The following is a 24,001-nucleotide window of genomic DNA, read 5'->3' as shown; positions in this document are numbered from 1 at the left end:
GGGTGAACCGAAGCGATCAGATCAGGCTCTCCAGGGGTACGGAGGGGTCGGCGAGGGCCTCCGGGTCCACGGCCGTACGGGCCCGGATGAGGTTCTGGATGGGGTCTGTGACGTCCCACACATTCACGTTCATGCCGGCGAGGACGCGGCCCTCCTTGAGCCAGAAGGCGATGAACTCGCGCTTGCCGGTGTCGCCGCGGACCACGACCTGGTCGTACGAGCCGGGCGGCGCCCAGCCGGAGTACTCCATGCCGAGGTCGTACTGGTCGGTGAAGAAGTACGGCACCCGGTCGTAGGAGACGCGCTGCCCGAGCATGGCGCGGGCGGCGGCCGGTCCGCCGTTGAGGGCGTTGGCCCAGTGCTCGACGCGGAGCCGGTGGTGCAGCAGCGGGTGGTGGAAGGCGGCCACGTCACCGGCGGCGTAGATGTCGGGGTCGGAGGTGCGCAGGGACTCGTCGACGGCGACGCCGCCGCCGTCGGCCCGGTCGACGAGGGCGAGGCCCGAGTTCTCGGCGAGGCCGGTGCGGGGGGCGGCGCCGATGGCGATCAGGACGGCGTGCGCGGGGTGCTCCTCGCCGTCGTCGGTGCGGACGGCGAGGACCATGCCGTCCTGGCCGACGATCTCGGTGAGCCGGGCGCCGAAGTGGAAGCGGACGCCGTGGTCGGTGTGCAGATCGGCGAAGAGCTGGCCGAGCTCGGGGCCGAGGACCCGGTGCAGCGGGGTGGGGTCGGCTTCGACGACGGTGACCTCGGCGCCGTACTGACGGGCGGCGGAGGCGACCTCCAGGCCGATCCAGCCGGCACCCGCGATGACCAGGTGGCCGTTGTCCCGGCCGAGCTGCTTGAGCTCGTGCCGGAGCCGCTCGGAGTGGGCGAGCCGGCGCAGGTGGTGGACGCCGGCGAGGCCGGTGCCGGGGATGTCGAGGCGGCGCGGCTCGGCGCCCGTGGCCAGGAGCAGCTTGTCGTAGGCGATGACGGTGCCGTCGCCGAGACGGACGGTGCGGGCCCCGCGGTCGATGGCGGTGACGGTCTGGCCGAGGTGCAGCTCGATGTCGTTCGCCGCGTACCAGGCGGCCTCGTGCACGAAGACGGAGTCGCGCTCGTCCTTCCCGATGAGGTAGGCCTTGGAGAGGGGTGGACGCTCGTAGGGGTGGTCGCGCTCGTCGCCGATGAGGATCACCCGGCCGTTGAACCCTTCGGAACGCAGGGTCTCCGCCGCTTTGGCCCCTGCCAGGCCCCCGCCGACGATGACAAAGGTCTGATCTGCGTCGACCACGTCGTTTCCTCCTCGTTGCGACCGGTTCCAACCTACGCCCCCGGGCGTTCGTCCCGTCGTACCTCTCCGGGCCGTGCCTGCGAGGGTCTCGTACGGAGAGAGGTGACGGAAGAGGCCCTACGGCCGGTGGGTGCGGAGGCGGGCGTGGAGGGCGCGGGCGGAGGCGTCGGTGAGGTTGGCGATCTGGTCGACGAGGACGCGCTTGCGGGCCCGGTCGTCGGGGGCCCTGTCGAACGCGGCCCGGAACTGCGGTTCGAGGCCGTCGGGGGCGCGGGCGACGAGGGCCTCGGCGAGCTCGGCGACGACGATCCGCTGGTCGGCGCGGAGGGCCTCCTGCTCGGCGCGCTGCATCACGTACCGGTCGGCGACGGCCTTGAGGACCGCGCACTCGTTGCGGGTCTCGCGCGGGACGACGAGCTCGGCGGCGTACCGCGTGAGCCGGCCCGAGCCGAACGCCTGGCGGGTCGCGCCCTCGGCGGCGAGGCAGAAGCGGCCGATGAGCTGGCTGGTGGCGTCCTTGAGGCGGGCCTGGGCGACGGCCGAGCCGTCGTAGCCGTGCGGCCACCACTCCTGGTCGACGAGCCGGTCCAAGGCCTCGGCGAGCTCCTGCGGGTCGGTGTCCTCGGGTACGTAGCGGCCGACGGCGACGGCGAAGACGTCGGCGCGCTCCGGCTCGGCGTACAGCATGTTGGGGTCGATGTGCCCGGCGTGCAGCCCGTCCTCGAAGTCGTGCACCGAGTAGGCCACGTCGTCGGACCAGTCCATGACCTGGGCCTCGAAGCACTTGCGGTGGGCGGGGGCGCCCTGCCGGATCCACTCGAAGACCGGCAGGTCGTCCTCGTACACGCCGAACTTGGGCGAGCCGGGGTCCTCGGGGTGACCGCCGCGCGCCCACGGGTACTTGGTGGCGGCGTCGAGGGCGGCGCGGGTGAGGTTGAGCCCGACGCTGACGAGCTCCCCCTCCTCGTCCTTGACGAAGCGCTTGGGCTCGATGCGGGTGAGGAGGCGGAGCGACTGGGCGTTCCCCTCGAAGCCGCCGCAGTCCTTGGCGACGTCGTTGAGCGCCTGCTCGCCGTTGTGCCCGAAGGGCGGGTGGCCCATGTCGTGGGAGAGGCAGGCCGCCTCGACGAGGTCGGGATCGCAGCCGAGGGCGGCACCGAGCTCACGGCCGACCTGGGCGCACTCCAGGGAGTGGGTGAGCCGGGTCCGGGGGCTGGCGTCCCAGGCGTGGCTCCTGGTGCCGGGGGTGACGACCTGCGTCTTGCCGGCGAGCCGGCGGAGCGCGGCCGAGTGCAGCACGCGGGCGCGGTCCCGCTGGAAGGCGGTGCGCCCGGGACGTTTGTCGGGCTCGGCGGCCCAGCGCTCGGTCGCCGCGGAGTCGTATCCGGGGGTGTCGGTGGCGTTGCCGTTGCCGTTGCTGTCGCTGTCGCTGTCGCTGTCGGCGTTGTCCTTGGGATCCGTGATGCCTTCCATGCACCGAAGGTAACGGGCGGGACGGACAAACGAGACCGGGGCGCGAGAGGGATCCGGGTTCAGGGCCGGAACTCGTGGGAGTACAGGCCGCGTTCGCCGACGGCGACGAGGCCGCGCCCGTCCTGGAGCCAGGCGCAGGAGCTGAGGGGCGTCTCGGCGCGGACTCCGGCGACGGTGCGGCCGGTGGCGGCGTTCCGGACGCGCAGCATGGCGCCGGCGGTGGCGATCCACGTGCCGTCCGGGGAGACGGAGAGGTCGTGGACGGGACCGTCGGGGTCGGTGAAGGAGGAGAGCAGGGCGCCGGTGCGGGGGTCCCAGAAGCTCACCGTGCCGGTGGCGGAGGCGGTGAGGAGGCGGGTGCCGTCGGAGGTGACGGCGAGGGCGTTCAGCTTCCCGTCGTGCGGGAGGTCGACGGGGCGGCCGGCCGATCGCCGGTACGGTGCGAGCGGGAACACCTGCACGAGGGACTCGACGCCTGCCGGCCCGGGCCGCGGCCGGTGGCGCAGCACGGCCAGCCAGGTCCCGTCGGGGGCGATCGCGACGGCGTGCGCCCGGCCGGCGGCGCCCCAGGGGCCCGGCAGGACGGCGGTCCGCCGTTCCGCGGCGTGGTCCCACAGCTGAAGCGCGCCTTCGGAGTCGGCGACGGCGATCCAGGTGCCGTCGGGGGCGACGGCGAGGGCCTGCGCCGTGACGGTGTGGCCGAGCCGGAGGACGGCGTGGCGCACGCCCGACGACCGATCGATGGTCCTGACCTCGACCCGGTACAGGTGGCCGACGGCGTACCGACTGCCGGACGGGGCGAAGGCGACCGGCCCCGTGTAGTCGTCGCCGATCCGTGAGGACAGGGGGCTGCTCCAGGTGTCACCGAGCGGGTCCCAGAGCCGGGTCCGTCCGTCGCGGTGCACGACGGCCAGCCGTCCGCCGCCGTCGGCGACGGTGATCCTCCGCATTCCCTCGCCGTCGCCGGACCCGATCCGCTCGGGTCCGTCGCCGGCCCAGACCTTGACCGTTCCGTCCTCCCCCGTGCTGATCAGCCGCCTGCCGTCGGGCGTGACCGTGACGGCGTGGACCCGGCCCGTGTGCGCCTTGTAGCGGGCACGACACGCGCGCGTCGACCGGTCCCAGACCGCGACGGTCCCGTCCTCTCCCCCGCTCACCAGCCACGTGCCGTCCGGTGACACCGCCACGGCGGTGGCGGGGCCGCTGTGTGCCGTGATCCGCCACCGGTCGCGGGCCGGGGTCTCGTCCCAGATCTGCAGCGTGCCGTTCACTTCGGCGGAGACCGTCCAGTCGCCGGACGGCGCCACGGCGACGGCGTTCACGAGGGGACCGATGGTGGCGACGCGCGCCTCGTCGCGGGCGAGGTCCGCCACGGACATCGGCACGACGCCGGTCCGGCGACCGCCGACGGCGATCCAGTCGTGGTGCGGGGGGAACGCCACACAGACGGGCTCGTCGCCCCGCCATGGGGCGGCCGAGGCGAGGCGCTCCCCCGTATCGGCGTGCCAGACCTCCAGGGTGCCGTCCGTGGCGACGGTCGCGACGCGGGCGGACCCGTCGCCGAGGACGCGGGAGATCGCCAGGGCCCCCACCGACGCACCGCGTTCCCCGGCCGGCCCGAGGGTGAGCCGCGACGGGGTGCCCCGGTGCGTCGACCAGAGGTGGACGGTGCGGCCGGACCCGGCCGTCGCGAGCCAGGTGCCGTCCTGGGACATCGCGAACGCCCGGATGCGGCCGCGGACGTCCACCGTCAGCCTTCCGCCGCTGTTCGGGTCGAGGCCTCGGGCCATGCCGTCCGCGCCGGCCGTGACGAGCGAGCCGTCGGCCGCGACCGCCACGGACCACACCGGACCGGTGTGGCCGTGGAAGGTGCGCAGCAACGCCGGTTCGGGCAGATCCGGCGGGGTGCGGCGGTTGCGGAGCTGGGGCCGGCCGCCGGTCTCCGGGGCGGTCCGCCGGCCGGCGATCCGGTCGCGCCACAGCGGCAGCGGCTCCAGGCGGCTGTGCAGGACGTCCGTCAGGAGTTCGGGCGGGTCGGTGGGACCGAGGAGGTGGGCGGTGCGGGTGAGGTCGTCGGCCATGCGCGCCGCCATGTCGGTGGGGACGGCGGCCAGATCCGCCCAGGGCGCCATGGGACCGCGCTGGTGCAGCCGGGTCTCGATCCAGTTCAGGTGGCTCGCGACGCGCTCGGCGTCCGCTGTCCGTCCGGCGGCGAGCAGGTGCTCGACGGTGTGGTCGAGGAGGTAGCCGCGCGAGTCCTCCGGCGGCTCCCAGGGGACGGGGCCCGCCGCGTCGGCGAGCGTGCCGTGCAGGGCGGTCACGGCCGCATCGCCCAACTCCTTGTGCAGGTAGTCGCGGAGCACGTCGTGGAGGGTGATCCGGCCGCCGTGGCCGGGCGTGAGCGAGACCAGGGACAGCCGGTCGAGCTCACCGCACAGGGAGCGCGTCCCGGCCTCGGTGAGGCCGTCGGTGGCCGCCCAGAGGCGGGCGATCAGCGGGACGGGGACGGACTCGTCCTCGGCGAAGACGGCCAGCTCCGCGAGGCGCCGGTCGCCGCCGGCCGGGAGCAGCGTCCGGGCCGCCTCCACCGTGGCCCGTACGGCCTGGGCGCGGCGGACCGGGTCGTCGAGGTCGAGCGTCGCCGGGTCGGAGTCGACCGCGGCCGGGCCGTGCGCGGCGAGACTGCGCAGGGTCTCCGCCGCGGCGTGCGCGGGGTCGCTGCCGGTGGCGATCCGGCGGGCGATCAGGCGGTTGGTGAGGCGCAGCAGGAGCGCCCAGCGGCCGGTTGCCTCCAGGAGGTCGCGTACGAGGGTCTCGGGGAGCCCGGGCAGTTCCCAGGTGAGGACGGAGCGGGCCTGGTCGGGGGACATCTCGTCGACGCGGACCCGTTCCGTGTCGCGCGGCAGGGCGCCGGGGACGCGGGTGGTGACGAGCCGGACGCATCGGGCACCACCGCGCAGGAAGGGTTCGAGCTGTTCGGCCTCCCAGACGTCGTCGAGGAGCAGCAGGGTGCGGGGCCGCCGGTCGAGGAGGCGGCCGAGGTGGTCGCCCGCGAGGCCGGGGTCGTCGAAGGCGGTGGTGTCGTCGGTGATGAAGCGGGTGGCCTCGGCGACCTTCGCCGCGATGGCGGCCCGGCCGCGGACGTCACGGCCGATCGTGACGGTGTAGATGCGGCCGCGGAAGCGCCTGCGGACGCGGGGACTTGCCGCCACGGCCCGGGCGAGGACCGTCTTGCCGAAGCCGCCGGCGCCTTCGAGGGAGGTGGTGAGGGCGACCGTACGGCCGCGTCCGCGGCGGCGGGTGCGGCACACGGCCTTGACGGTGCGGGCCCGTTCGGCGCGGTCGACCACCCAGTCGGGGACGGTCTGCGGGGGCGGCGGTGGCGGGTCGCCCGCCGTCGCGGCGCCGCGCTCCTGCCGCCAGGCCGTGCCGACGGCCACGAGGACGGCGACGGCGGCGAGTCCGGCCACCCACCACCAGGGCTGCTGCCGGATCCGGTCCAGCACGCCGGGCCAACGGTCCTCGGACGTGGCGGCGTTGGCCGCCAGCGAGGCCAACACGGCCACGGCCGCGGCGATTCCGGCCAGCGACACGCCCTTGACGACACCCCGCACTGGTCACCCCCTTGTCCCGATCGCCCGACGATAGTCAGGTGCCGGAGCGCGGGTGACGTGATTCGGCCGTGCGTGGCCGGGGTCACCCGGCGGCGAGGAGCTCCCGGTGCGCGGCGCGGGCCGGCGCCTGGTCGTAGCGGTGCAGCACCAGGCGGGCCAGGGCCGGGTGGGCGCCGAGCGGTTCGGCGGCGAGCCAGGGGGCGTGGGCGGCGGCGCGGGTGGCGAAGAGGCCGGGCGCGGTGAAGCAGGAGGCGACGGCGACCCGGTGCCGGCCGCGGGCGGCCAGGGCGCGTATCGCGTCGGGGACGGTGGGCGCGGCGGCCGAGGCGTACGCGGGGACGACGGGGACGCCGCCGAGGCGCTCGCCGAGGAGGGCGGCGATCCGGCGGATCTCGGCGCGGGACCGGGGGTCGCGGGAGCCGGCGGAGGCAAGGACGACCCCGTCCCCCTCGTCGGGGGTCCAGCCGGCCTCGGCGAGGCGGTCGGCGAGGGCCTCGACGAGGAGGGGGTGGGCGCCGAGGGGTTCGGCCACGCGGGCGCGGAGGCGCGGTGCGGCGGCGACCGCGGCGGGCAGGTCGTGGGTGACGTGGTGGCCGGGGGCGAGGAGGAGGGGGACGAGTACGGCCTCCCGGCCCTCCGCGGCGAGGTCCTGGAGGGTCTCGTCGAGCAGCGGCGCGTTCAGCTCGATGTGGGCGAGGCGGACGTCCAGCCCCGGGCGGAGCTCGCGGACGCGGTCGAGGAGGTGGGAGAGGGTGGCGCGGGCGCGGGGGTCACGGCTGCCGTGGCCCACGGCGAGGAGGGTGGGGGCGGGGGTCATCGGCGGGGGTGCCTCCTCGTCGCGGCGGCCGTACGGGCGTACGTGGCCGAGCCGGGTCCCGAGCTGCTCGCCGATCCTGCCGAGCAGCTCGGCGGCGCTGTCGAACGTGGCGTCCGGGTGCGTCATGGACCGATCGTGACGGGGGTGCGTTGCCTGGGGGTTTCGCCGGGGTGACGTGTCTTTGCGCCGACCTCACGCGCGCGCCCGCCCCGTTGTGGGCGCCACCCCGGCCCGCACGGGGCGGGGGCGCCACCCCGGCCCGGTGCGGGCCGGGGCGCCGCCCCGGTTCGTTACGCGCTCAGCCAGACCCTCAGCGGGCCCAGTTCCCTGAAGCCCGCCTCGCGCGCCGGGGGCAGGTCCGCGGAGGATTCGTAGCCGACGACCGGCCGGTCCGTCGGCGCGGACGCCAGGGCGCCCGCCCAGACGGAGGCCGGGTCCGTGTCCCCGGTCGCGAAGAGGTTGGAGACACCCGTCACGCGCGCGCTCGCGCTCAGTACCGCCCCGCCCAGGATCCGCCCGTCCGCCGCGTGGCCCGCCACGATCGTCGTCGCCGGGTCCGCCAGGAGTTCGGGGCGGAAGAGCTCCGCGTCCTCGGCGTCGTCCCCGCTCCACGCGAGCGCCCAGGCCGCCAGTTCGGCGGGGGTGCGGACCTCCCGCCAGTCGCCGACCGTGGAGGGGGTCGGGAGGCCTGCCGGGCGGGCTATCCACTGCGCCTCGAAGAGGAGGCGGAAGCCCTCCGACGTCAGGTCCACGCGCGCGTACCTGTCCTTCACCGACGCCCCGGCCGTCGTGCGGTCGATGCCCGCCACGACGTCCCCCACCTCCGCCTGCTCCGTCAGTGTCACCGCGTCCGGGTAGTACAGCGGCGTGCGGGCCGCGCTCGTCCAGGCGCGGGGGCCGAAGGTGCCGGTCAGGCCGTGGGCGCGGCACATCGTCTGGCACCACTCGGCGTTGTTGCGGACCGCGTCCCCGAGGACCTCGTCGTCAATGATCATGAAAGCGGATCGTACGAGGGTCACGCCCCTCTCCTCCCCTCTTTTTTCATTCCGAATCACGGAATATCTTTTCCACTATGAGAATGTCCCCGCCCGCGCTCCCCCGGCGCGCCGCAGCCGAGTTCATCGGCACCGCCTCCCTCGTCGCCGTCATCGTCGGCTCCGGCATCCGCGCCGACTCCCTCAGCCAGGACATCGGCGTCCGGCTGCTCGCCAACGCCGCCGCCTCCGCCCTCGGCCTCGGCCTGCTCATCGCCCTCATCGGCCCGCTCTCCGGCGCCCACTTCAACCCCGTCGTGACCCTCTCCGAGTGGTGGTCCCGGCGACACGACGGCAAGGGGCGCGACGTCCTCGCCTACATCGCCGCCCAGCTCGCCGGGGCCGTCTCCGGCGCCCTGCTCGCCGAGGCCATGTTCGGGCGGGCACCCGGTTCCTGGGCCACCGAGCCGCGCTCGGCGCTGCATCTGCTGCTCGGGGAGGCCGTCGCCACCGCGGGGCTCGTACTCGTCGTGCGGGGCCTCGGCCACCTCGGCCGTCCCGCCCTCGCCCCCGTCGCCGTCGCCTGCTACATCGGCGCGGCCATCTGGTTCACCTCCTCCGGGTCCTTCGCCAATCCGGCGGCCACCGTCGGCCGCGCCCTCTCCGACTCCTTCACCGGCATCGCCCCCGCCTCCGTGCCCGCCTTCGCCGCCGCCCAGCTGCTCGGCATGCTCCTCGGCATGGGCCTCGCGGGTGTGTTGTACGGAACACGCGCGGCATCCGGCGAACCGATCACCGGCGATGCGCGTCGGACGGAGTGACAGACCGAACACCGCCCCACGCTCCCCGGAGGTCCCGCATGCCGGCACGGCTCACCCGGTCGATCCCCCGCACCACCCGGGCCCGCCGCCGTACCGTCCAGGCCGTGATGCTGGGCGCCGTCCTCGCCCTCGCCCCGGCCACCTGGATGCAGTCCGCAGCCGCCGGGAAGCTCCGTACCACCGCCGACGTGCCCGCCCGGGACGTCGCCGTCGTCTTCGGCGCCGGCCTCTGGAAGGGGCGCCCGACCCCGTACCTCGCGCACCGCCTCGACACCGCCGCCGAGCTGTACCGCACGGGCAAGGTCCGGGTCCTCCTCGTCACCGGCGACAACAGCCGGACCGCGTACGACGAGCCGAGCGCCATGCGCACCTACCTCACCGCGCGCGGCGTGCCGGACGGCCGGATCGTCAGCGACTACGCGGGCTTCGACACCTGGGACTCCTGCGTCCGCGCCCGGAAGGTGTTCGGCGTCGACCGGGCCGTCCTCGTCACCCAGGACTTCCACATCAAGCGGGCCGTCGCCCTGTGCGACCGCGCCGGGGTCGACTCGTACGGGGTCGGGGTCCCCGAACCCCACGACCGCACCTGGTACTACGGCACCACCCGCGAGCTCTTCGCCGCCGGCAAGGCCGCCCTCGACGCCGGGCTCCGCCCCGATCCGCATTTCCTGGGTCCCGAGGAGAAGGGCGTCGCCGAGGCGCTGGCCTCACCCGATGCCGCCCGGCCGGCGGAGGGCATGGCACCGCGCCCGTAATACGCCGCGCCGCCCCGCGTAACACGCCGGACGCATCCTGGCGGCATGTCCGACGCCGCCACCGTGCCCACCCACTGCCCCTACTGCGCCCTGCAGTGCGGCATGTCGCTCCGCCCCACCGGCACCCCGGAGCTGCCCGCCGAGGTGGTCGAGCGGACCGACTTCCCCGTCAACCGGGGCGCCCTGTGCGGCAAGGGCCGCACCGCCCCCTCCGTACTCTCCTCCCGGGTCAGGCTCACCGAGCCCCTGGTCCGACGCCCTGACACAGGGGCCCTGGAACCCGCCTCCTGGGAGGAGGCACTCGCCGCCGTCGCCGACGGGCTGCGCCGGACCCGCGCCGACCACGGTCCCGATGCCGTGGGGGTCTTCGGCGGCGGCGGCCTCACCAACGAGAAGGCGTACACCCTGGGCAAGTTCGCCCGGCTCGTCCTCGCCACCTCGCAGATCGACTACAACGGCCGCTTCTGCATGTCCTCGGCCGCCGCTGCCCACCAGCGGGCCTTCGGCCTCGACCGGGGACTCCCCTTCCCCCTGGAGGACATCCCCAAGACCGGCTGCGTGATCCTCGTCGGCTCCAACCTCGCCGAGACGATGCCGCCCGCCCTGCGCTACCTCACGGAGCTGAAGGAGAACGGCGGGAAACTGATCGTCGTCGACCCGCGCCGCACCCGCACCGCCGAGCAGGCCGATCTGCACCTCGCGCCGCGCCCCGGCACCGACCTCGCGCTCGCCCTCGGCATGCTCCACCTCGTGGTCGCCGAGGGACGGGTGGACGAGGAGTTCGTCGCCGCACGCACCGACGGCTGGGAGGGCGCCCGCGCCGGAGCCATGTCGCACTGGCCCGAGCACGTCGAGCGGATCACCGGCATCCCCGTGCCGCAGCTCCGCGAGGCCGTCGCCATGTTCTGCGACGCCGACAGCGGCATGGTCCTGACCGCCCGCGGCCCCGAGCAGCAGTCCAAGGGCACCGACACCGTCGGCGCCTGGATCAACCTCTGCCTCGCCACCGGCCGGGCCGGCCGGCCGCTCAGCGGCTACGGCTGCCTGACCGGCCAGGGCAACGGCCAGGGCGGCCGCGAGCACGGCCAGAAGGCCGACCAGCTCCCCGGCTACCGCAAGCTCGACGACCCGGCCGCCCGCGCGCACGTCGCCGGCGTGTGGGGCGTCGCGCCGGAGTCGCTGCCGGGGCCCGGGCGGAGCGCGTACGAGCTCCTCGACGCGCTCGGCGGCGAGGTGAAGGCGCTGCTCCTCATGGGCTCCAACCCGGTGGTCTCCGCGCCGCGCGCCGCGCACATCGAGGGCCGGCTGCGGTCGCTCGACTTCCTCGCCGTCGCCGACGTGGTGCTCTCCGAGACCGCCGAACTCGCCGACGTCGTCCTGCCCGTGACCCAGTGGGCGGAGGAGACGGGGACGATGACCAACCTGGAGGGCCGGGTGCTGCTGCGCCGCCGCGCCCTCACCCCTCCCCCGGGCGTCCGAAGCGACCTGGAGGTGCTGCACGGGCTCGCCGGACTGCTCGGCTGGGAGAAGGGCTTCCCGACCGACGCGGAGGAGGTCTTCGAGGAGCTGCGCCGCGCCTCGGCGGGCGGCCCCGCCGACTACGCGGGCATCAGCTACCGGCGGATCGAGGAGGAGCAGGGCGTCTTCTGGCCCTGCCCCGAGCCCGAGCACGCGGGGACGCCCCGGCTCTTCCTCGACCGGTTCGCGACGGCCGACGGGCGGGCCCGGTTCGTGCCGGTGGTGCACCGGGCGGCGGCCGAGGAGACGGACGCCGACTACCCGGTGGTCCTGACCACCGGCCGGGTCGTGTCCCAGTACCAGTCGGGGGCGCAGACCCGCCGGGTCGACGAGCTGAACGCCGCCGCGCCCGGCCCCTTCGTGGAGCTGCACCCCCGCCTCGCCGAGCGGCTCGGGGTCGCCGAGGGCGAGCGGATCGCGGTGGTCTCGCGGCGCGGGCGGGCCGTCGCCCCGGCCCGGATCACCGCGTCGATCCGGCCGGACACCGTCTTCATGCCGTTCCACTGGTACGGGGAGGGGCGGGCGAACACCCTGGTGAACCCGGCGCTCGACCCGGTCTCGCGGATGCCCGAGTTCAAGGTGTGCGCGGTGCGTCTGGAGCCGGTCGCCGACCAGCGGGGCGGGGCTACGGGCGCATGAACCAGTCGCCGCTCTCGATGACCGGGCCCAGGGGCGCGTCCGGCGCCGCCAGGAACACCCAGGCGGACACCCGCGCCCCGTCCCGTACCCGTACGACGTCCATCGCCACCCGCTCGTAGCCGACGGGCAGCTCCAGGCGGTCGAGCAGGCCGAACAGGTCGCTGTAGTCGCCGGGCGAGGGCGTGAGCAGGGTGCCGACCACCCGGCCCTCCGCCGCCGGGACGACGTACGGATAGCCCGGCCCGTCGTGCAGGACCGCCCCGTGCAGCACGGCGTCCGCCTCGGTGCCGATCCGGCCGGCGAGGAACCGGTCGTGGTTGTACGCGCCCGGGCGCAGCGTCCCGTACACGAAGAACGGCCGCTCGTCGGAGACCGGGGTCTCGATCTCCACCGCCCCCGCGGTCTCCCGCTCGACCCAGCGGGCGTACTCCTCGCTGACCCGGTTCACCCGGGTGGCGAGGATCTCGGGCGTCTCGTAGTCGTGGGCGGCGAGGAGGTGCGCCTCCAGGGCCTGGTAGCGGGCCTCGGTGGTCTTGAACACCACCTCCCACTCCTCGGCGGTCTCGATCGCGCCGTGCCAGTGGTAGACGGAGGTGACGGGCCCCGAGATCTGCGCGCAGGCGACGAGCCGGGCCTCGACGGCGCCGCGCGCCAGGGCGTCGGCCTTGGCGCGGGCGTCGGTGGTGGTACGGACGGTCACGATCACGTCTCCACCGTACGGGCGAACCGGGCCGCGTGCAGCCGGGCGTAGGCGCCGCCGACGGCGAGGGGTTCCTCGTGGGTGCCCTGCTCGGCGATCGCGCGGAGTCCGATCGGGAGCCCTGCCGGAGTCCCGTCGGAGTCCCGTCGGAGTCCCGTCGAGGTCAAGTGCCGCCCCGGCGCCGTACGGTGAGGCTATGACGACACCTCCCCCGCACATCGAGATCGACGGGGCCCCGGCAACCGATCCGCCGCTCCTCGCCGCCCTCATGAGCGGCTACGGGCACTTCACGGCGATGCAGGTACGGGACGGGCGCGTGAAGGGGCTCGCGTTCCACCTCGACCGCCTCGACCGCTCGACCCGCGAGCTCTTCGGCCGGGAGCTGGACGGCAAGCAGGTGCGCGAGCTCGTCACCGGGGCCCTCGAGAACGCCGGGCGTCGGGACGCCTCGGTCCGGGTGTACGTGTACCCGGGCGTCCGCACCGCGGTGACGGTCGCCGACCCTGCCCCCGACGGCCCCGGCGCCCCGCAGCGCCTGACGACCGTCGACTACTGGCGGCCCGCGCCGCACATCAAGCACCTGGGCGGCTTCGGCCAGCGCTACCACGGTGAGGCGGCCCGGCGGGCCGGCTTCGACGAGGCCCTGCTGACCTCCCCGTACGGCGAGATCGCCGAGGGGGCGATCACCAACATCGCCTTCTGGGACGGCACTTCGGTGATCTGGCCGTCGGCGCCCTGCCTCGCCGGGATCACCATGGCCCTCCTGGAGCCGCGCCTGCCCTCGGTCCGGCGGCCGGTCACCCTGGCCGATCTCCCGGGCTACCGGGCCGCGTTCGTGACCAACTCCCGGACGATCGCGCCCGTGACGGCGATCGACGAGACGGCGTTCGCGGTGGACGAGGAGCTGATGGGGCAGGTGTACTCGGCATACGACTCCGTGGAGTGGAACAGGCTCTAGACCGAGCGGGACCGGGGAGAGCAACGGGATGGTCGCGAGGTACGTCGTCTCGCCGCGCGGGGGCCGTCGGGCCCACCCCGACATCGCGTCGGCGCTCCGCGCGGCGGCCGCGCGGGGCCGTGCGGCACTGATCGAGATCGCGCCCGGGCGGTACGAGGAGACGCTCACCGTCCGGGGCGAGGTGCGCCTCGTCGCCGCCGAGGGACCGGGCTCCGTCGTGGTCGGCCGGGCCCGGGGCGCGGCCCTGGACGCCTTCGGACCGGTCCACGTCCAGGGGCTCGTACTGGTCGGCCGCGAGGCGGACGTCGTCGGCTGCCACGCGGGGACGCTGACGCTGGAGCACACGGAGATCCGGGCCCACGGCGGCGTCGCCCTCCACGCCCGGCCGGGCACCTCCGTCACCCTGCGGGACAGCGTGGTCCTGCACGGCCGCACGGTCTTCACGGGTGCGGCCGGTCTGGTCGAACGGTGCCGGTTCACCGACGCCGCCGACAACGCGATCGCGGTGACCGAAGGCGCCCACGTGGCCCTCCGGGGCAGCCGGATCGAAGGCAGCCGTATCCACGGCCTTCGAGTCAGCGGGGCGCGCGCAGAGGTCACCGGCTGCGAGGTGACCGGCACGGGGGCCGCGGCCTTCGTGGCGGACACCCAGGCCGAGCTCACCTTGACGGAGTGCGCGATCAACGCCGTCCACGCGGAGGGAATCATGTTCATCGAGCAGTCCCGGGGCTCCGTGGACCGCACGCGGGTCAGCGATGCCTTGCACGGGATCGTGACGAAGAGCGGCGCCGGTCCGGTGGTGCGCGGCAGCGTGTTCGCCGCGTGCCGCGACACCGGCATCAACGCCCAGGGACAGGGCCTGGGCCGGTTCGAGGACTGCGAGGTCCTCGACGCGCGCAACGTCTCGGTGTTCTCGACGTCGGGCGGGGCGCCCGAGGTGCGTGACTGCCACATCTCGGGAGGGAACGTCGGCATCGCGGTCACCGACGGTGCCAGGGGACGCTTCACGCGCGTCCGCATCGAGGACCTGACGAACTCCGCGCTGCGGGTCCTGGACGGCTCCGCGGGCTTGTTCGAGGGCATCCGGGTGGACCGGTGCCAGGCCGGCCTGGACACCCAGGGCGACGGAGGCACCACGGCCGACCTCACCGACACGACGATTCGTGACTTCAGCCTGCCTGCGGTGACCGCGGGCGGCCAGTCCAGGGTCACGCTCAGACACGTGACGGCAGAGCGTGGAACGGTCGGCTTCGGAGTGGCCGAGGACGCTCAGCTGTTCGTCTACGACTGCACCGTCAGCGCGGTGACCAGCGGCGGGGTCGGAGGGATCGGGAACGGAAGGCTCTTCGCCAGGAACCTCTCCGTCACCGGCTCCGGAGGAGTCGGGATCTCCGGCAAGGACTCCGCCTACCTGGACGTCGCGCAGAGCGAGTTCACCGACTGCGCCGTCGCCGGGGCGATCTTCGACGAGGGGACCAGCGGGCGCTTCGCGGACTGCTCCGTGAACGGCACACAGGGCAAGGCGGTCCTGCACAACGGCGGCGTCGAGCTCGTCTCCCTGCTCACGTCACTGCCGGTCGTCCGCACGACCGACCGCACGACCGACCGGACCCCGACGGTCATCAACCAGATCGGTCCCGTGATCCACGGGGACGTCCACGGTTCCCAGTTCGCCTGGAACAACGACCACGCCACCCAGCACCAGCAGACCGAAGGAGACGAGTCCTCCCGATGAGCGACCAGCAGAACACCCCGCGCGACAACGGGCCGGTCTTCCACGGCGCCGTCTCGCACTCCCAGTTCGCCTGGAACAACGAGACCGTCACGCAGAACCAGCAGAGCAACGGCACGGTCGCACCGGGGTACGAGACGCTCGCCGAGCGGGTGAACGAACTCCTCCGGGAGCTTCCCCGGGCCGGCCTCGCCGAGCCGGACCGCCTGGCCACCCAGGAGGCGGCCGAGGAGGTCCTGGCGGAGATCACCGGGCCCGAGCCCGTCGAGGCGGGCCGGCTGCGCCGTACGCTCACCGCCCTGCGGGGCGTCCTCGCCCCGGTCGCGACGGGGGTCGCGGCCGGGACGGCGGCAGGGGCGCAGGAGTGGGCCGTCGCGGCGATCGGCGGGCTGACCGGGATCGGATAGACCGGGCACCCATCGGTGATCACCCGTTCGGAACGAACCGTCAGCTGACTCCCCGTAACCCCTCCGACCTGCGGAAACGTACGGAATCCAGCCGACACACCGTATCGAACGGACCAATCCTGATGCCCCATCAGCAGGCGGGGCGCGCGGCGCGGCTCTTATCTCGGTCTTAGAAGGTCCGGCTCCGGGATGTCCCTCCCGGCAGGACCAGCCGGCATGACCGCTCGCGCGCCCCGGAGGACCCCCATGCGCACCACTGCCCGCCTGTTCACCGGTACCGCGCTGGCGGTCCTCGCGATCGGGGCGTTCGGCGCCCCCGCGGCGTACGCGAACGACAACCAGGAGTGGAACAGCGAGAGCCACGAGTCGAGCGGGAACAGCGGGAACCACGAGTCGCTGGAGATCTTCCCGTCGTCCGCGTCCCCGGGCGAGACCGTCACCGTGAACACGCTCGCCTGCGGCAAGCACGGCCACGGCGTCGGGGACGCGAACTCGCTCGGCGCGGGCGAGTTCCCGCTGAGCCCGAGCACGCACAAGGAGGTCGTGGTCGGACAGTTCAGGGTGCCGGAGCACGTCAAGGCCGGCTCCTACTGGATCAGCGTGGCCTGCGACAACGGCAAGACCGCCCGGGGCGACCTGTGGGTCAAGCACCGGAGTCCCAGCGGCCACGTCCAGACCGGTGTCGGGGGCAGCGTCGGCCCCGACACCGCCCAGGTCACGGCAGGTGCGGCGGTGCTGGCCGCGGCTGCCGTCGGCGGGGTCGTGCTCCTGCGTCGCCGGGCGAGCGGCGCGCAGGGCCACTGAGACCACCGCCCGTCCTGCCCCCGCCGCGCGCCCGAACACGGCCCGGCGGGGGCAGGGCCACATCCACGAAGCGACCGAGTCGACCGAGGGAACCCAGGTGAGCAACAGGACCAAGGGCTGGGGCATAGCCATGGCCGCCTGCGCCGGACTCTGGCTCGTCCAGAACGGCTCGGAGAACGTCACTCCGCCCGTGCCGTCGGCCGCGCAGGCCTTCGCCGCCGGGCCGAGCGTGCACACCGACGCCGCCGCCGACCCGCTGCCGCCCTCGGCGCCGGTCCGGCTGCGGATCCCCGAGACCGACGTGGACGCCCCGATGATGCGGCTCGGGCTCGCGGAGAACGGCGCGCTCGACGTGCCGCCCGCCGCGAACCGGAACATGGCCGGCTGGTACGGGGACGGCACGACGCCCGGCGCCAAGGGCACCGCGATCGTCGCCGGTCATGTCGACAACGCCGAGGGACCCGCCGTCTTCTACACGCTGGGCGCGCTGAAGAAGGGCCACCGGATCGAGGTGGACCGGGAGGACGGGAGGACCGCCGTCTTCACGGTCGACGCGATCGAGGTGTACGACAACAAGAACTTCCCGGACAAGAAGGTGTACGCCGAGGCCGACCGGGCCGAGATCCGGGTGATCACCTGCGGGGGCGGCTTCTCGAAGAAGAACGGCTACCAGGGGAACGTGGTCGCCTTCGGCCACCTCATCGGGGTCCGCTGACCGCCCCGCACCGCCGCCCGCCCGTCGTCGCGTTCCCACGGTGTTCCCCGAGCTCACCGTCCCGAAGAGGAGCCCGTCGCTGTCCTGCCGGAAGTCCACCCGCACCGTGGCGTTGATCACCCGAACGGGGAGCGGCGCTCAACTCCACTGGTCGAAGGCGAGTTTCGCGACCAGCGAGAGCACCACGACGAGCAGCACCCCGCGGACGAACTCGGCGCCCTTGCTCAGCGCCATCCGGGCCCCGACGGTCCCGCCCACCAGGTTGAAGACGGCCATGACGGCCGCGAGCTGCCAGTAGACGCTGCCCTGGTAGGCGAACATGGCGAGGGCGCCCGCGTTGGTGCAGACGTTGACGATCTTGGCGGTGGCGGAGGCGGTCACCAGGTCGAGGCGGAGCACGGCGGTCAGCGCGAGGACCAGGAAGGTGCCGGTGCCCGGCCCGAACAGGCCGTCGTAGAAGCCGATGCCTCCGCCGACGACCACGATCGCGGTCACGATCCGCGCCCGGGTCAGCGGCGCCCGCTCCTCCCCCTCGGCCTTCGCGCCGAAGGAGGGCCGCAGCATCACGAAGGCGGCGACCGCGAGCAGGACCACCATGATCACCGGGCGCAGCACGTCGCTGCTGATCCCGGCCGCGAAGAACGCGCCGCCCATGGACCCGGCGAGGGCCGCGAGCCCGATCCGTACCGCCGTCCACACCTGCACGGGCGCCTTGCGGACATAGGTGACGGCGGCCCCGGTGGTGCCCACGATGGCGACGGCCTTGTTGGTGCCGAGGATCTGCGCGGCCGCGACGTGCGGCAGCCCGAGCAGCAGGGCGGGCAGCAGGAGCAGCCCGCCACCGCCCACCACGGCGTCGATCCAGCCCGCCACGAGCGCGGCGAGGCAGAGCAGTACGAGGGCGGTCAGCGAGATCTCGGGCATGGCCGTGAGCCTAGGGAGAAGATCGTTGCCCCGTCCATCAATCGGCTGATCGTTGAGCTACGTCTGAGCTTGCGGCGCCCGGTTCCCGGTCGGGCGCGGGCGGGGCCGCCGGGGTGACGACGGCGGTGAGCAGGGTCGCGGCGAGCGCCCCGGTGCCGAGGAGCGCGGCCGCGAGCCGCCGCCGGGCGAGCTCCGTGGGGCGTGGCGCTCGGTGTCTAGGCATGGTCGAAGTCCTCGCTGTGGATACGGGAGGCCGGCACCCCGGCCCTGAGCAGGGAGGCGGTCGCGGCGCGGGCCATCGCGGGCGGTCCGCACAGGTACACGTCGTGGGCGGCGAGTTCGGGCACGAGGTGCCGCAGCGCGCGGGGCGCGAGCGGGTCGAAGGCACCGTCCGAGGGGCCGAGCAGGAAGTGCAGGGCGGCCTGCCGCTCCCGGGCGATGCCCTCCAGCTCGGCGCGCAGGACGAGACCGGCCGCGTCCGAGGCCCGGTAGAGGAGGGTCACGTCGCCGGGCCCGCCGGGCAGGGTCTCGAAGAGGGCGCGCAGCGGGGTGATGCCGACCCCGCCGGCGAGCAGCAGGACCTTGCGGCGGGTGCGGCGGTGGGCGGTGAGCGCGCCGAAGGGGCCGGAGGCGAGGACGCGGGTGCCGGGGCGGAGCCGGCGGATGCGGCGGGTGTGGTCGCCGAGCGCCTTCACGGTGATCCGCAGGGTGTCGTCGCGGACGGGCGCGGAGAGCGAGAACGGCAGGGCGGTGGACCAGAGCCCGCGCCGCAGGAAGCGCCAGCGGAAGAACTGGCCGGGCTCGGCGCGCAGCAGCGCCACTCCCCTGCCCCGGACGAGGACCGAGACGACCCCGGGGCCCTCGTCGCGGACCTCGGCGACCCGCAGCTCGTGGCGGAGGGCGGCGCGGACGGGGACGACGATCCGGTACCAGACGAGGAGGACGGCGACGGTGCCGTGGGCCATCGACCAGAGCCAGCGGGTGAGGAGACCGCCGGCGAGATCGGGGCCCGCGAGCTGGTGGACGAAGCCGAGCGCGGCGGCGAGGAGGGCGCCGAGGTGGACCGCCCGCCAGGTCTCGTGCCGGATCCGGCGGCGGACGGCCCGGGCGGAGGTGACGCCGACGGCGACGAGGAGGCCGGTGCCGGCGGTGGCGGCGGCGATCGCCCCGTACGCGAGGAGGTCGCCAGTGGCGGTGACGAGATCGGTGCGGGTGTGCACCGCGTAACCGCAGAGGGCGAGGAGGGCGTGGGCGCCGATCAGACCGAGGACGTACCGGCCGCCCAGTGCGTGCCAGCGGGCGAGCCGGTCGGCGCCGACGCCGTGCTCGACGGCCGGGACGCGGGCCATCAGCAGGAGCAGGACGAGGACGCCGTACCCGGCGAGGAGGCCGGTGAGGTGGGCGCCGGTCGCGAAGAACGCGTCGAGGCGGGCGGAGGGCCGGGCCTGCACACCCCAGAGCAGCGCGACGGCCCCGGCGCCGGCGGCGATCGCGTTCCGCAGCCGCTCGGGGGCGAGCCGCAGGACGGGAGCGGGCGGGACCTCGGCCGGCGGCCGCTCCGACAGCGGCACGAGCAGAGGGGTGTAGAGGGGGTGGTGGCTGGCCTCGGTGGTCACGTCCGGCACCCTAGGGCGGCCCGTATACGGAAACGGCGCGCTTAAGGCGGCCTTGAGGCGAGACTCACCGCGCGTTAATCCGGCGGGCCTCACAGCGCTCCCCGCACCGCACGGAGATCAGCGTTCCGTACGGGAAACAGTCGGGATGCCGACGGGTAACACCCGCCCCGCACCCTTCCCATATGAGTACACGGATCGTGGTGGTCGGGGGCGGAACGGCGGGCGCCCGGCTCGCCCAGCGCCTGCCCGTCACCCTCCTCGGCGAGGAACCGCACGCCCCCTACAACAGGGTGCTGCTCGCGGACGTCCTCGCCGGACGGTACGCCCCCGAGGTCATCGCCCTGCCCGGAACCCGGGAGCCGGTACGGCTCGGGACCCGGGCGGTACGGATCGACCGGGCGGCCCGGACCGTGGAGTGCGCGGACGGCTCGCTCGTCGCGTACGACCGGCTGGTCCTGGCCACCGGCTCCAACCCGGTGCTCCCGCCGCTGCGCGGGGCGCGCGGAGCGGCCCTCCCTTCCGGGGTCCACCCCTTCCGCACGCTCGACGACTGCCTGGAGCTGCGCGCCGTCGTACGGCCCGGGGTGCGGGCCGTGGTCATCGGCGGCGGGCTCCTCGGCGTCTCGGCCGCGCGGGCCCTCGCGGCGCTCGGCGCCGAGGTGGTCCTGGCGCAGCAGGGCGAGCGCCTGATGGAGCGCCAGCTCGACGAACAGGCCTCGGCGCTGCTCCGGGAGCACGTCGAGACGCTCGGGGTCGAGGTGCACACCGAGTGCCGGGTCAGCGGCCTGCGGCAGCGGGACGGGGCGGTCACGGCGGTCGAACTCGCCGACGGCTTCGTCCTCGACGCGCAGGTCGTGGTCCTGGCGTGCGGGGTCCGGCCCCGGGTGGCCCTGGCCCGGGAGGCGGGCCTGACCGTCGCGAGGGGCGTGGTCGTCGACGACGAGCTCCGCACCTCGGACCCGTACATCCACGCGATCGGCGACTGCGCGGAGCACGCGGGCCGCGTGTACGGCCTGGCGGGCCCGGCACTGGACCAGGCGGACACCCTGGCGGCCGTCCTGCTCGGAGAGTCGACCGCGCCCGCGCCGCGCTACACCGGCACCCGCGCCCTCACCCGTCTCACGCTCGGCGGCGCGCAGCCCCTCGATCTCGCCGCGTTCGGTGAGGTCACCGCGCGTCCCGGCGACGACGTCGTCCAGCTCACCGATGCCACGCGCGCCGCCTACCGCAAGGTCGTCGTCCGCGGTGACCGGCTCGTCGGCGGCGTCCTCCTCGGCGACCTCGCCGCGGTCGGCGCGCTCGCCCGGGCCTGGGAGGGCGACGAGGCCCTGCCCGACGAGGCCCCCCTGCTCCACCTGCTCACCCACGACGGAGGCTCCTCATGACCACCCCCACCATCGTCCTGGTCGGCCACGGAATGGTCGGCCAGCGGTTCCTGGAGGCGCTCGCCGACCGTGGCGTCACCGAGCGGGCCAGGATCGTGGTCCTCTGCGAGGAGCCGCGCCCGGCCTACGACCGCGTCCAGCTGACCTCGTACTTCTCCGGGAAGACGCCCGACGACCTGTCGATGGTCGAGGACGGCTTCATGGAGAGGCACGGCATCGAGCTGTACGTCGGCGACCCGGCGGAGACGATCGACCGGGAGGCCCGGACGGTCACCGCCCGCTCGGGCCTGGTGGTCGCGTACGACACGCTCGTCCTGGCCACCGGCTCGTACCCCTTCGTGCCTCCCGTGCCCGGCAAGGACGCCAAGGGCTGTTTCGTCTACCGCACGATCGAGGACCTCCTCGCGATCGAGGAGTACGCGAAGACGGCGAAGGCCGGCGCGGTCGTCGGCGGCGGTCTGCTCGGCCTGGAGGCGGCGGGCGCGCTCAAGGGCCTCGGTCTGGACACGCACGTCGTGGAGTTCGCGCCGCGCCTGATGCCGGTGCAGGTCGACGAGGGCGGCGGCGCGGCCCTGCTGCGGACGATCGAGCGGATGGGGCTGACCGTCCACACGGGGACGGGCACGCAGGAGGTCGTGACGGCGGACGGCTCCGTGACGGGCATGAAGCTGTCGGACGGTTCCGAACTGGCCACGGACATGGTCGTGTTCTCGGCGGGTGTGCGCCCCCGGGACCAGCTGGCCCGCGACTGCGGCCTGGACGTCGGCGAGCGCGGCGGCATCGCGGTCGACGCGCTGTGCCGTACGTCCGACCCGGCGGTCTTCGCGATCGGCGAGTGTGCGCTGGCCTCGGACGGCCGGGTGTACGGCCTGGTCGCGCCGGGCTACGAGATGGCGCAGACGGCGGCGGCGGCGATCGCCGAGGAGGAGGCCGGGGGCGGCTTCACCGGCGCCGACATGTCGACCAAGCTGAAGCTGCTCGGTGTGGACGTGGCCTCCTTCGGCGACGCGCACGGCACGGCCGAGGGCTGCCTCGACGTCGTGTACTCCGACTCCCGCTCGGGCGTCTACAAGAAGCTGGTGATCTCCGGCGACGGGGTGCTGCTCGGCGGCGTCCTGGTCGGCGACGCCGAGCAGTACGGGCTGCTTCGTCCGCTCACCGGTTCCGTGCCGCCGGTCTCCCCCGAGCAGCTGGTGCTTCCGGCGGGCGCGGGCGCCCCGGTCGCGCTCGGCCCCTCGGCGCTGCCGGACGACGCGGTGATCTGCTCCTGCCACAACGTGACGAAGCACGCGATCGGTCAGTGCACGAGCCTCCCCGAGGTGAAGAGGTGCACCAAGGCCGGTACGGGCTGCGGCAGTTGCGTGAAGGTGATCGAGAAGCTGCTGCCGGCCGCCACCGACAAGGGGCTCTGCGGCTGCTTCTCGTACACCCGGAGCGAGCTGTACGAGATCGCCCGCACCCTGCAGCTGACCTCCTTCGCCGCCCTGCTCGACTCGCACGGCCGGGAGGAGGCGCGGGGCGGCGAGGGCTGCGAGGTCTGCAAGCCGACCGTCGGCTCCATCCTGGCGTCCCTCAACAACGGGTACATCCTGGACGGCGAGCAGGCCTCCCTCCAGGACACCAACGACCACTTCCTCGCCAACATGCAGCGCAACGGCTCCTATTCGGTGGTGCCACGCATCCCCGGCGGTGAGATCACCCCGGACAAGCTGATCGTGATCGGCGAGGTGGCGCGGGACTTCGGGCTCTACACGAAGATCACCGGCGGCCAGCGGATCGACCTCTTCGGCGCCCGGGTGGACCAGCTGCCCTCGATCTGGACGCGGTTGGTCGACGCGGGCTTCGAGTCCGGGCACGCGTACGGCAAGGCGCTGCGCACGGTGAAGTCCTGCGTCGGGCAGACCTGGTGCCGCTACGGCGTCCAGGACTCGGTGAGGATGGCGATCCAGCTGGAGCTGCGCTACCGGGGCCTGCGCGCCCCGCACAAGCTGAAGTCGGCGGTCTCGGGCTGCGCCCGCGAGTGCGCGGAGGCCCAGTCGAAGGACTTCGGGATCATCGCGACGGCGAACGGCTGGAACCTGTACGTCGGCGGGAACGGCGGCGCGACCCCGCGCCACGCGGACCTCCTCGCGCAGGACCTCTCGGACGCCGAACTGGTGCGGCTGATCGACCGGTTCCTGATGTTCTACATCCGGACGGCGGACCGCCTGGAGCGGACGTCGACCTGGCTGGAGCGCCTGGAGGGCGGGCTCGACCACCTCAAGGACGTGGTGGTGCACGACTCGCTCGGGCTCTGCGACGAGCTGGAGGCGCTGATGGCCGCGCACGTCGCCGACTACCGGGACGAGTGGGCCGAGACCCTGGACGACCCGGAGCGGCTGCGGCGCTTCGTCTCTTTCGTGAACGCGCCGGGAGCGCCGGACCCGTCGGTCCGGTTCGTGCCGGAGCGCGACCAGATCAAGCCGGACCTCACGATTCTCACGATCGGAACGCTGGAAGGGGCCACCTCCCGATGACGACGACGACCACGACGGCGACGCTCGAACTGTCTCTGTCCCCCGACTCCTGGATGGCGGTGTGCGAGGAGGCCCGGCTGACGCCCGGCCGTGGCGTGGCGGCGCTGCTGCCGGACGGCCGGCAGGTGGCGGTCTTCCGGGACCGCTCGGGCCGGACGTACGCGATCGACAACCGCGATCCGTTCACGGGGGCGCAGGTGCTGTCCCGGGGGCTCGTCGGCTCGGCGGGCGGGCGGCCGTTCGTGGCCTCGCCGCTCCTGAAGCAGCGTTTCGACCTGGAGACGGGCCGGTGCCTGGACGACGACGAGGTCACGGTGGCGGTGTATCCGGTGCGCACGAAGTAACTTGACCGAGCGT

At 74.2% G+C, this 24,001-nt stretch carries 21 protein-coding genes; 11 read left to right on the top strand and 10 right to left on the bottom strand.

Annotation, left to right across the window (positions count from 1 at the left end):
* Positions 1 to 16 precede the first annotated feature (16 nt).
* The 5 genes from AC07AW_RS09170 to AC07AW_RS09150 all read right to left on the bottom strand — a co-directional run bounded on the left by AC07AW_RS09170 (position 17) and on the right by AC07AW_RS09150 (position 8,175).
* Positions 17 to 1,276, bottom strand: coding sequence for an NAD(P)/FAD-dependent oxidoreductase (locus tag AC07AW_RS09170; protein WP_478814806.1), 1,260 nt, complete (start codon positions 1,274 to 1,276; stop codon positions 17 to 19).
* Positions 1,277 to 1,393: 117 nt separating this feature from the next.
* Entirely contained in the window at positions 1,394 to 2,749 is a 1,356-nt protein-coding gene (locus tag AC07AW_RS09165; protein WP_478814805.1) for a deoxyguanosinetriphosphate triphosphohydrolase, read from the bottom strand.
* Positions 2,750 to 2,808: 59 nt separating this feature from the next.
* Positions 2,809 to 6,363, bottom strand: coding sequence for an NB-ARC domain-containing protein (locus tag AC07AW_RS09160; RefSeq protein ID WP_478814804.1), 3,555 nt, complete (start codon positions 6,361 to 6,363; stop codon positions 2,809 to 2,811).
* A gap of 82 nt (positions 6,364 to 6,445) precedes the next feature.
* Positions 6,446 to 7,306, bottom strand: a complete 861-nt coding sequence (locus AC07AW_RS09155; RefSeq protein WP_478814803.1) for a sirohydrochlorin chelatase — start codon at positions 7,304 to 7,306, stop codon at positions 6,446 to 6,448.
* A 164-nt stretch (positions 7,307 to 7,470) separates the two neighbouring features.
* Entirely contained in the window at positions 7,471 to 8,175 is a 705-nt protein-coding gene (locus AC07AW_RS09150) for a hypothetical protein (RefSeq protein WP_478814802.1), read from the bottom strand.
* Between the two features lie 77 nt (positions 8,176 to 8,252).
* Between AC07AW_RS09150 and AC07AW_RS09145 the strand changes: the two genes are divergently transcribed.
* The 3 genes from AC07AW_RS09145 to AC07AW_RS09135 are packed head-to-tail and all read left to right on the top strand — an operon-like array spanning position 8,253 to position 11,887.
* Entirely contained in the window at positions 8,253 to 8,975 is a 723-nt protein-coding gene (locus AC07AW_RS09145) for an aquaporin (RefSeq protein ID WP_478814801.1), read from the top strand.
* A gap of 38 nt (positions 8,976 to 9,013) precedes the next feature.
* Positions 9,014 to 9,730, top strand: a complete 717-nt coding sequence (locus tag AC07AW_RS09140; protein ID WP_478814800.1) for a SanA/YdcF family protein — start codon at positions 9,014 to 9,016, stop codon at positions 9,728 to 9,730.
* Positions 9,731 to 9,775: 45 nt separating this feature from the next.
* On the top strand, positions 9,776 to 11,887 hold the full coding sequence (locus AC07AW_RS09135) for a molybdopterin oxidoreductase family protein (RefSeq protein ID WP_478814799.1): 2,112 nt from the start codon (positions 9,776 to 9,778) through the stop codon (positions 11,885 to 11,887).
* Here the strand turns inward: AC07AW_RS09135 and cutA are convergent.
* Both cutA and AC07AW_RS09125 read right to left on the bottom strand, forming a co-directional pair.
* A complete protein-coding gene (gene cutA / locus AC07AW_RS09130; RefSeq protein WP_478814798.1) occupies positions 11,874 to 12,593 on the bottom strand; it encodes a divalent cation tolerance protein CutA in 720 nt (239 codons plus the stop codon). The genes AC07AW_RS09135 and cutA overlap by 14 nt on opposite strands.
* The gene (locus AC07AW_RS09125) at positions 12,590 to 12,754 is read right to left on the bottom strand and encodes a hypothetical protein (protein ID WP_478814797.1); all 165 of its coding nucleotides are present in this window, start codon (positions 12,752 to 12,754) and stop codon (positions 12,590 to 12,592) included. Before AC07AW_RS09125 ends, cutA begins: the two co-directional genes overlap by 4 nt.
* Before the next feature lie 29 nt (positions 12,755 to 12,783).
* Here AC07AW_RS09125 and AC07AW_RS09120 point away from each other — a divergent pair, with 29 nt between their 5' ends.
* From AC07AW_RS09120 to AC07AW_RS09100, 5 genes are all read left to right on the top strand, one after another.
* On the top strand, positions 12,784 to 13,545 hold the full coding sequence (locus AC07AW_RS09120) for an aminotransferase class IV (protein ID WP_478814796.1): 762 nt from the start codon (positions 12,784 to 12,786) through the stop codon (positions 13,543 to 13,545).
* Positions 13,546 to 13,573: 28 nt separating this feature from the next.
* Complete coding sequence (locus AC07AW_RS09115; RefSeq protein ID WP_478814795.1) at positions 13,574 to 15,280, top strand: right-handed parallel beta-helix repeat-containing protein; 1,707 nt, start codon at positions 13,574 to 13,576, stop codon at positions 15,278 to 15,280.
* Positions 15,277 to 15,684, top strand: coding sequence for a hypothetical protein (locus AC07AW_RS09110; protein WP_478814794.1), 408 nt, complete (start codon positions 15,277 to 15,279; stop codon positions 15,682 to 15,684). The genes AC07AW_RS09115 and AC07AW_RS09110 overlap by 4 nt, the downstream gene beginning before the upstream one ends.
* A 246-nt stretch (positions 15,685 to 15,930) precedes the next feature.
* Positions 15,931 to 16,488: a hypothetical protein gene (locus AC07AW_RS09105; RefSeq protein ID WP_478814793.1), complete on the top strand. Its 558-nt coding sequence runs from the start codon at positions 15,931 to 15,933 to the stop codon at positions 16,486 to 16,488.
* 130 nt (positions 16,489 to 16,618) lie between these two features.
* Positions 16,619 to 17,203, top strand: a complete 585-nt coding sequence (locus AC07AW_RS09100; protein ID WP_478815316.1) for a class F sortase — start codon at positions 16,619 to 16,621, stop codon at positions 17,201 to 17,203.
* Between the two features lie 138 nt (positions 17,204 to 17,341).
* On the opposite strand, the gene AC07AW_RS09095 is transcribed toward AC07AW_RS09100, so the two are convergent.
* Genes AC07AW_RS09095 through AC07AW_RS09085 form a run of 3 tightly spaced genes read right to left on the bottom strand, consistent with a single transcriptional unit; the run spans position 17,342 to position 19,650 of the window.
* Positions 17,342 to 18,127: a sulfite exporter TauE/SafE family protein gene (locus AC07AW_RS09095; protein WP_478814792.1), complete on the bottom strand. Its 786-nt coding sequence runs from the start codon at positions 18,125 to 18,127 to the stop codon at positions 17,342 to 17,344.
* Positions 18,128 to 18,164: 37 nt separating this feature from the next.
* Positions 18,165 to 18,350 (bottom strand): hypothetical protein, encoded by a 186-nt coding sequence (locus AC07AW_RS09090; RefSeq protein ID WP_392154133.1) that lies wholly within the window; start codon positions 18,348 to 18,350, stop codon positions 18,165 to 18,167.
* Entirely contained in the window at positions 18,343 to 19,650 is a 1,308-nt protein-coding gene (locus AC07AW_RS09085) for a ferredoxin reductase family protein (protein WP_478815315.1), read from the bottom strand. Before AC07AW_RS09085 ends, AC07AW_RS09090 begins: the two co-directional genes overlap by 8 nt.
* A gap of 275 nt (positions 19,651 to 19,925) precedes the next feature.
* On the opposite strand from AC07AW_RS09085, the gene AC07AW_RS09080 reads away from it, so the two are divergent.
* Genes AC07AW_RS09080 through nirD form a run of 3 tightly spaced genes read left to right on the top strand, consistent with a single transcriptional unit; the run spans position 19,926 to position 23,988 of the window.
* The gene (locus tag AC07AW_RS09080; RefSeq protein WP_478814791.1) at positions 19,926 to 21,128 is read left to right on the top strand and encodes an NAD(P)/FAD-dependent oxidoreductase; all 1,203 of its coding nucleotides are present in this window, start codon (positions 19,926 to 19,928) and stop codon (positions 21,126 to 21,128) included.
* The gene (gene nirB / locus AC07AW_RS09075; RefSeq protein ID WP_478814790.1) at positions 21,125 to 23,644 is read left to right on the top strand and encodes a nitrite reductase large subunit NirB; all 2,520 of its coding nucleotides are present in this window, start codon (positions 21,125 to 21,127) and stop codon (positions 23,642 to 23,644) included. The genes AC07AW_RS09080 and nirB overlap by 4 nt, the downstream gene beginning before the upstream one ends.
* Positions 23,641 to 23,988: a nitrite reductase small subunit NirD gene (gene nirD, locus AC07AW_RS09070; RefSeq protein WP_478814789.1), complete on the top strand. Its 348-nt coding sequence runs from the start codon at positions 23,641 to 23,643 to the stop codon at positions 23,986 to 23,988. The genes nirB and nirD overlap by 4 nt, the downstream gene beginning before the upstream one ends.
* Positions 23,989 to 24,001: the final 13 nt, after the last annotated feature.

Source organism: Streptomyces sp. NPDC044003 (assembly GCF_056435185.1).
This window is presented reverse-complemented; position numbering and strand designations above follow the sequence as displayed.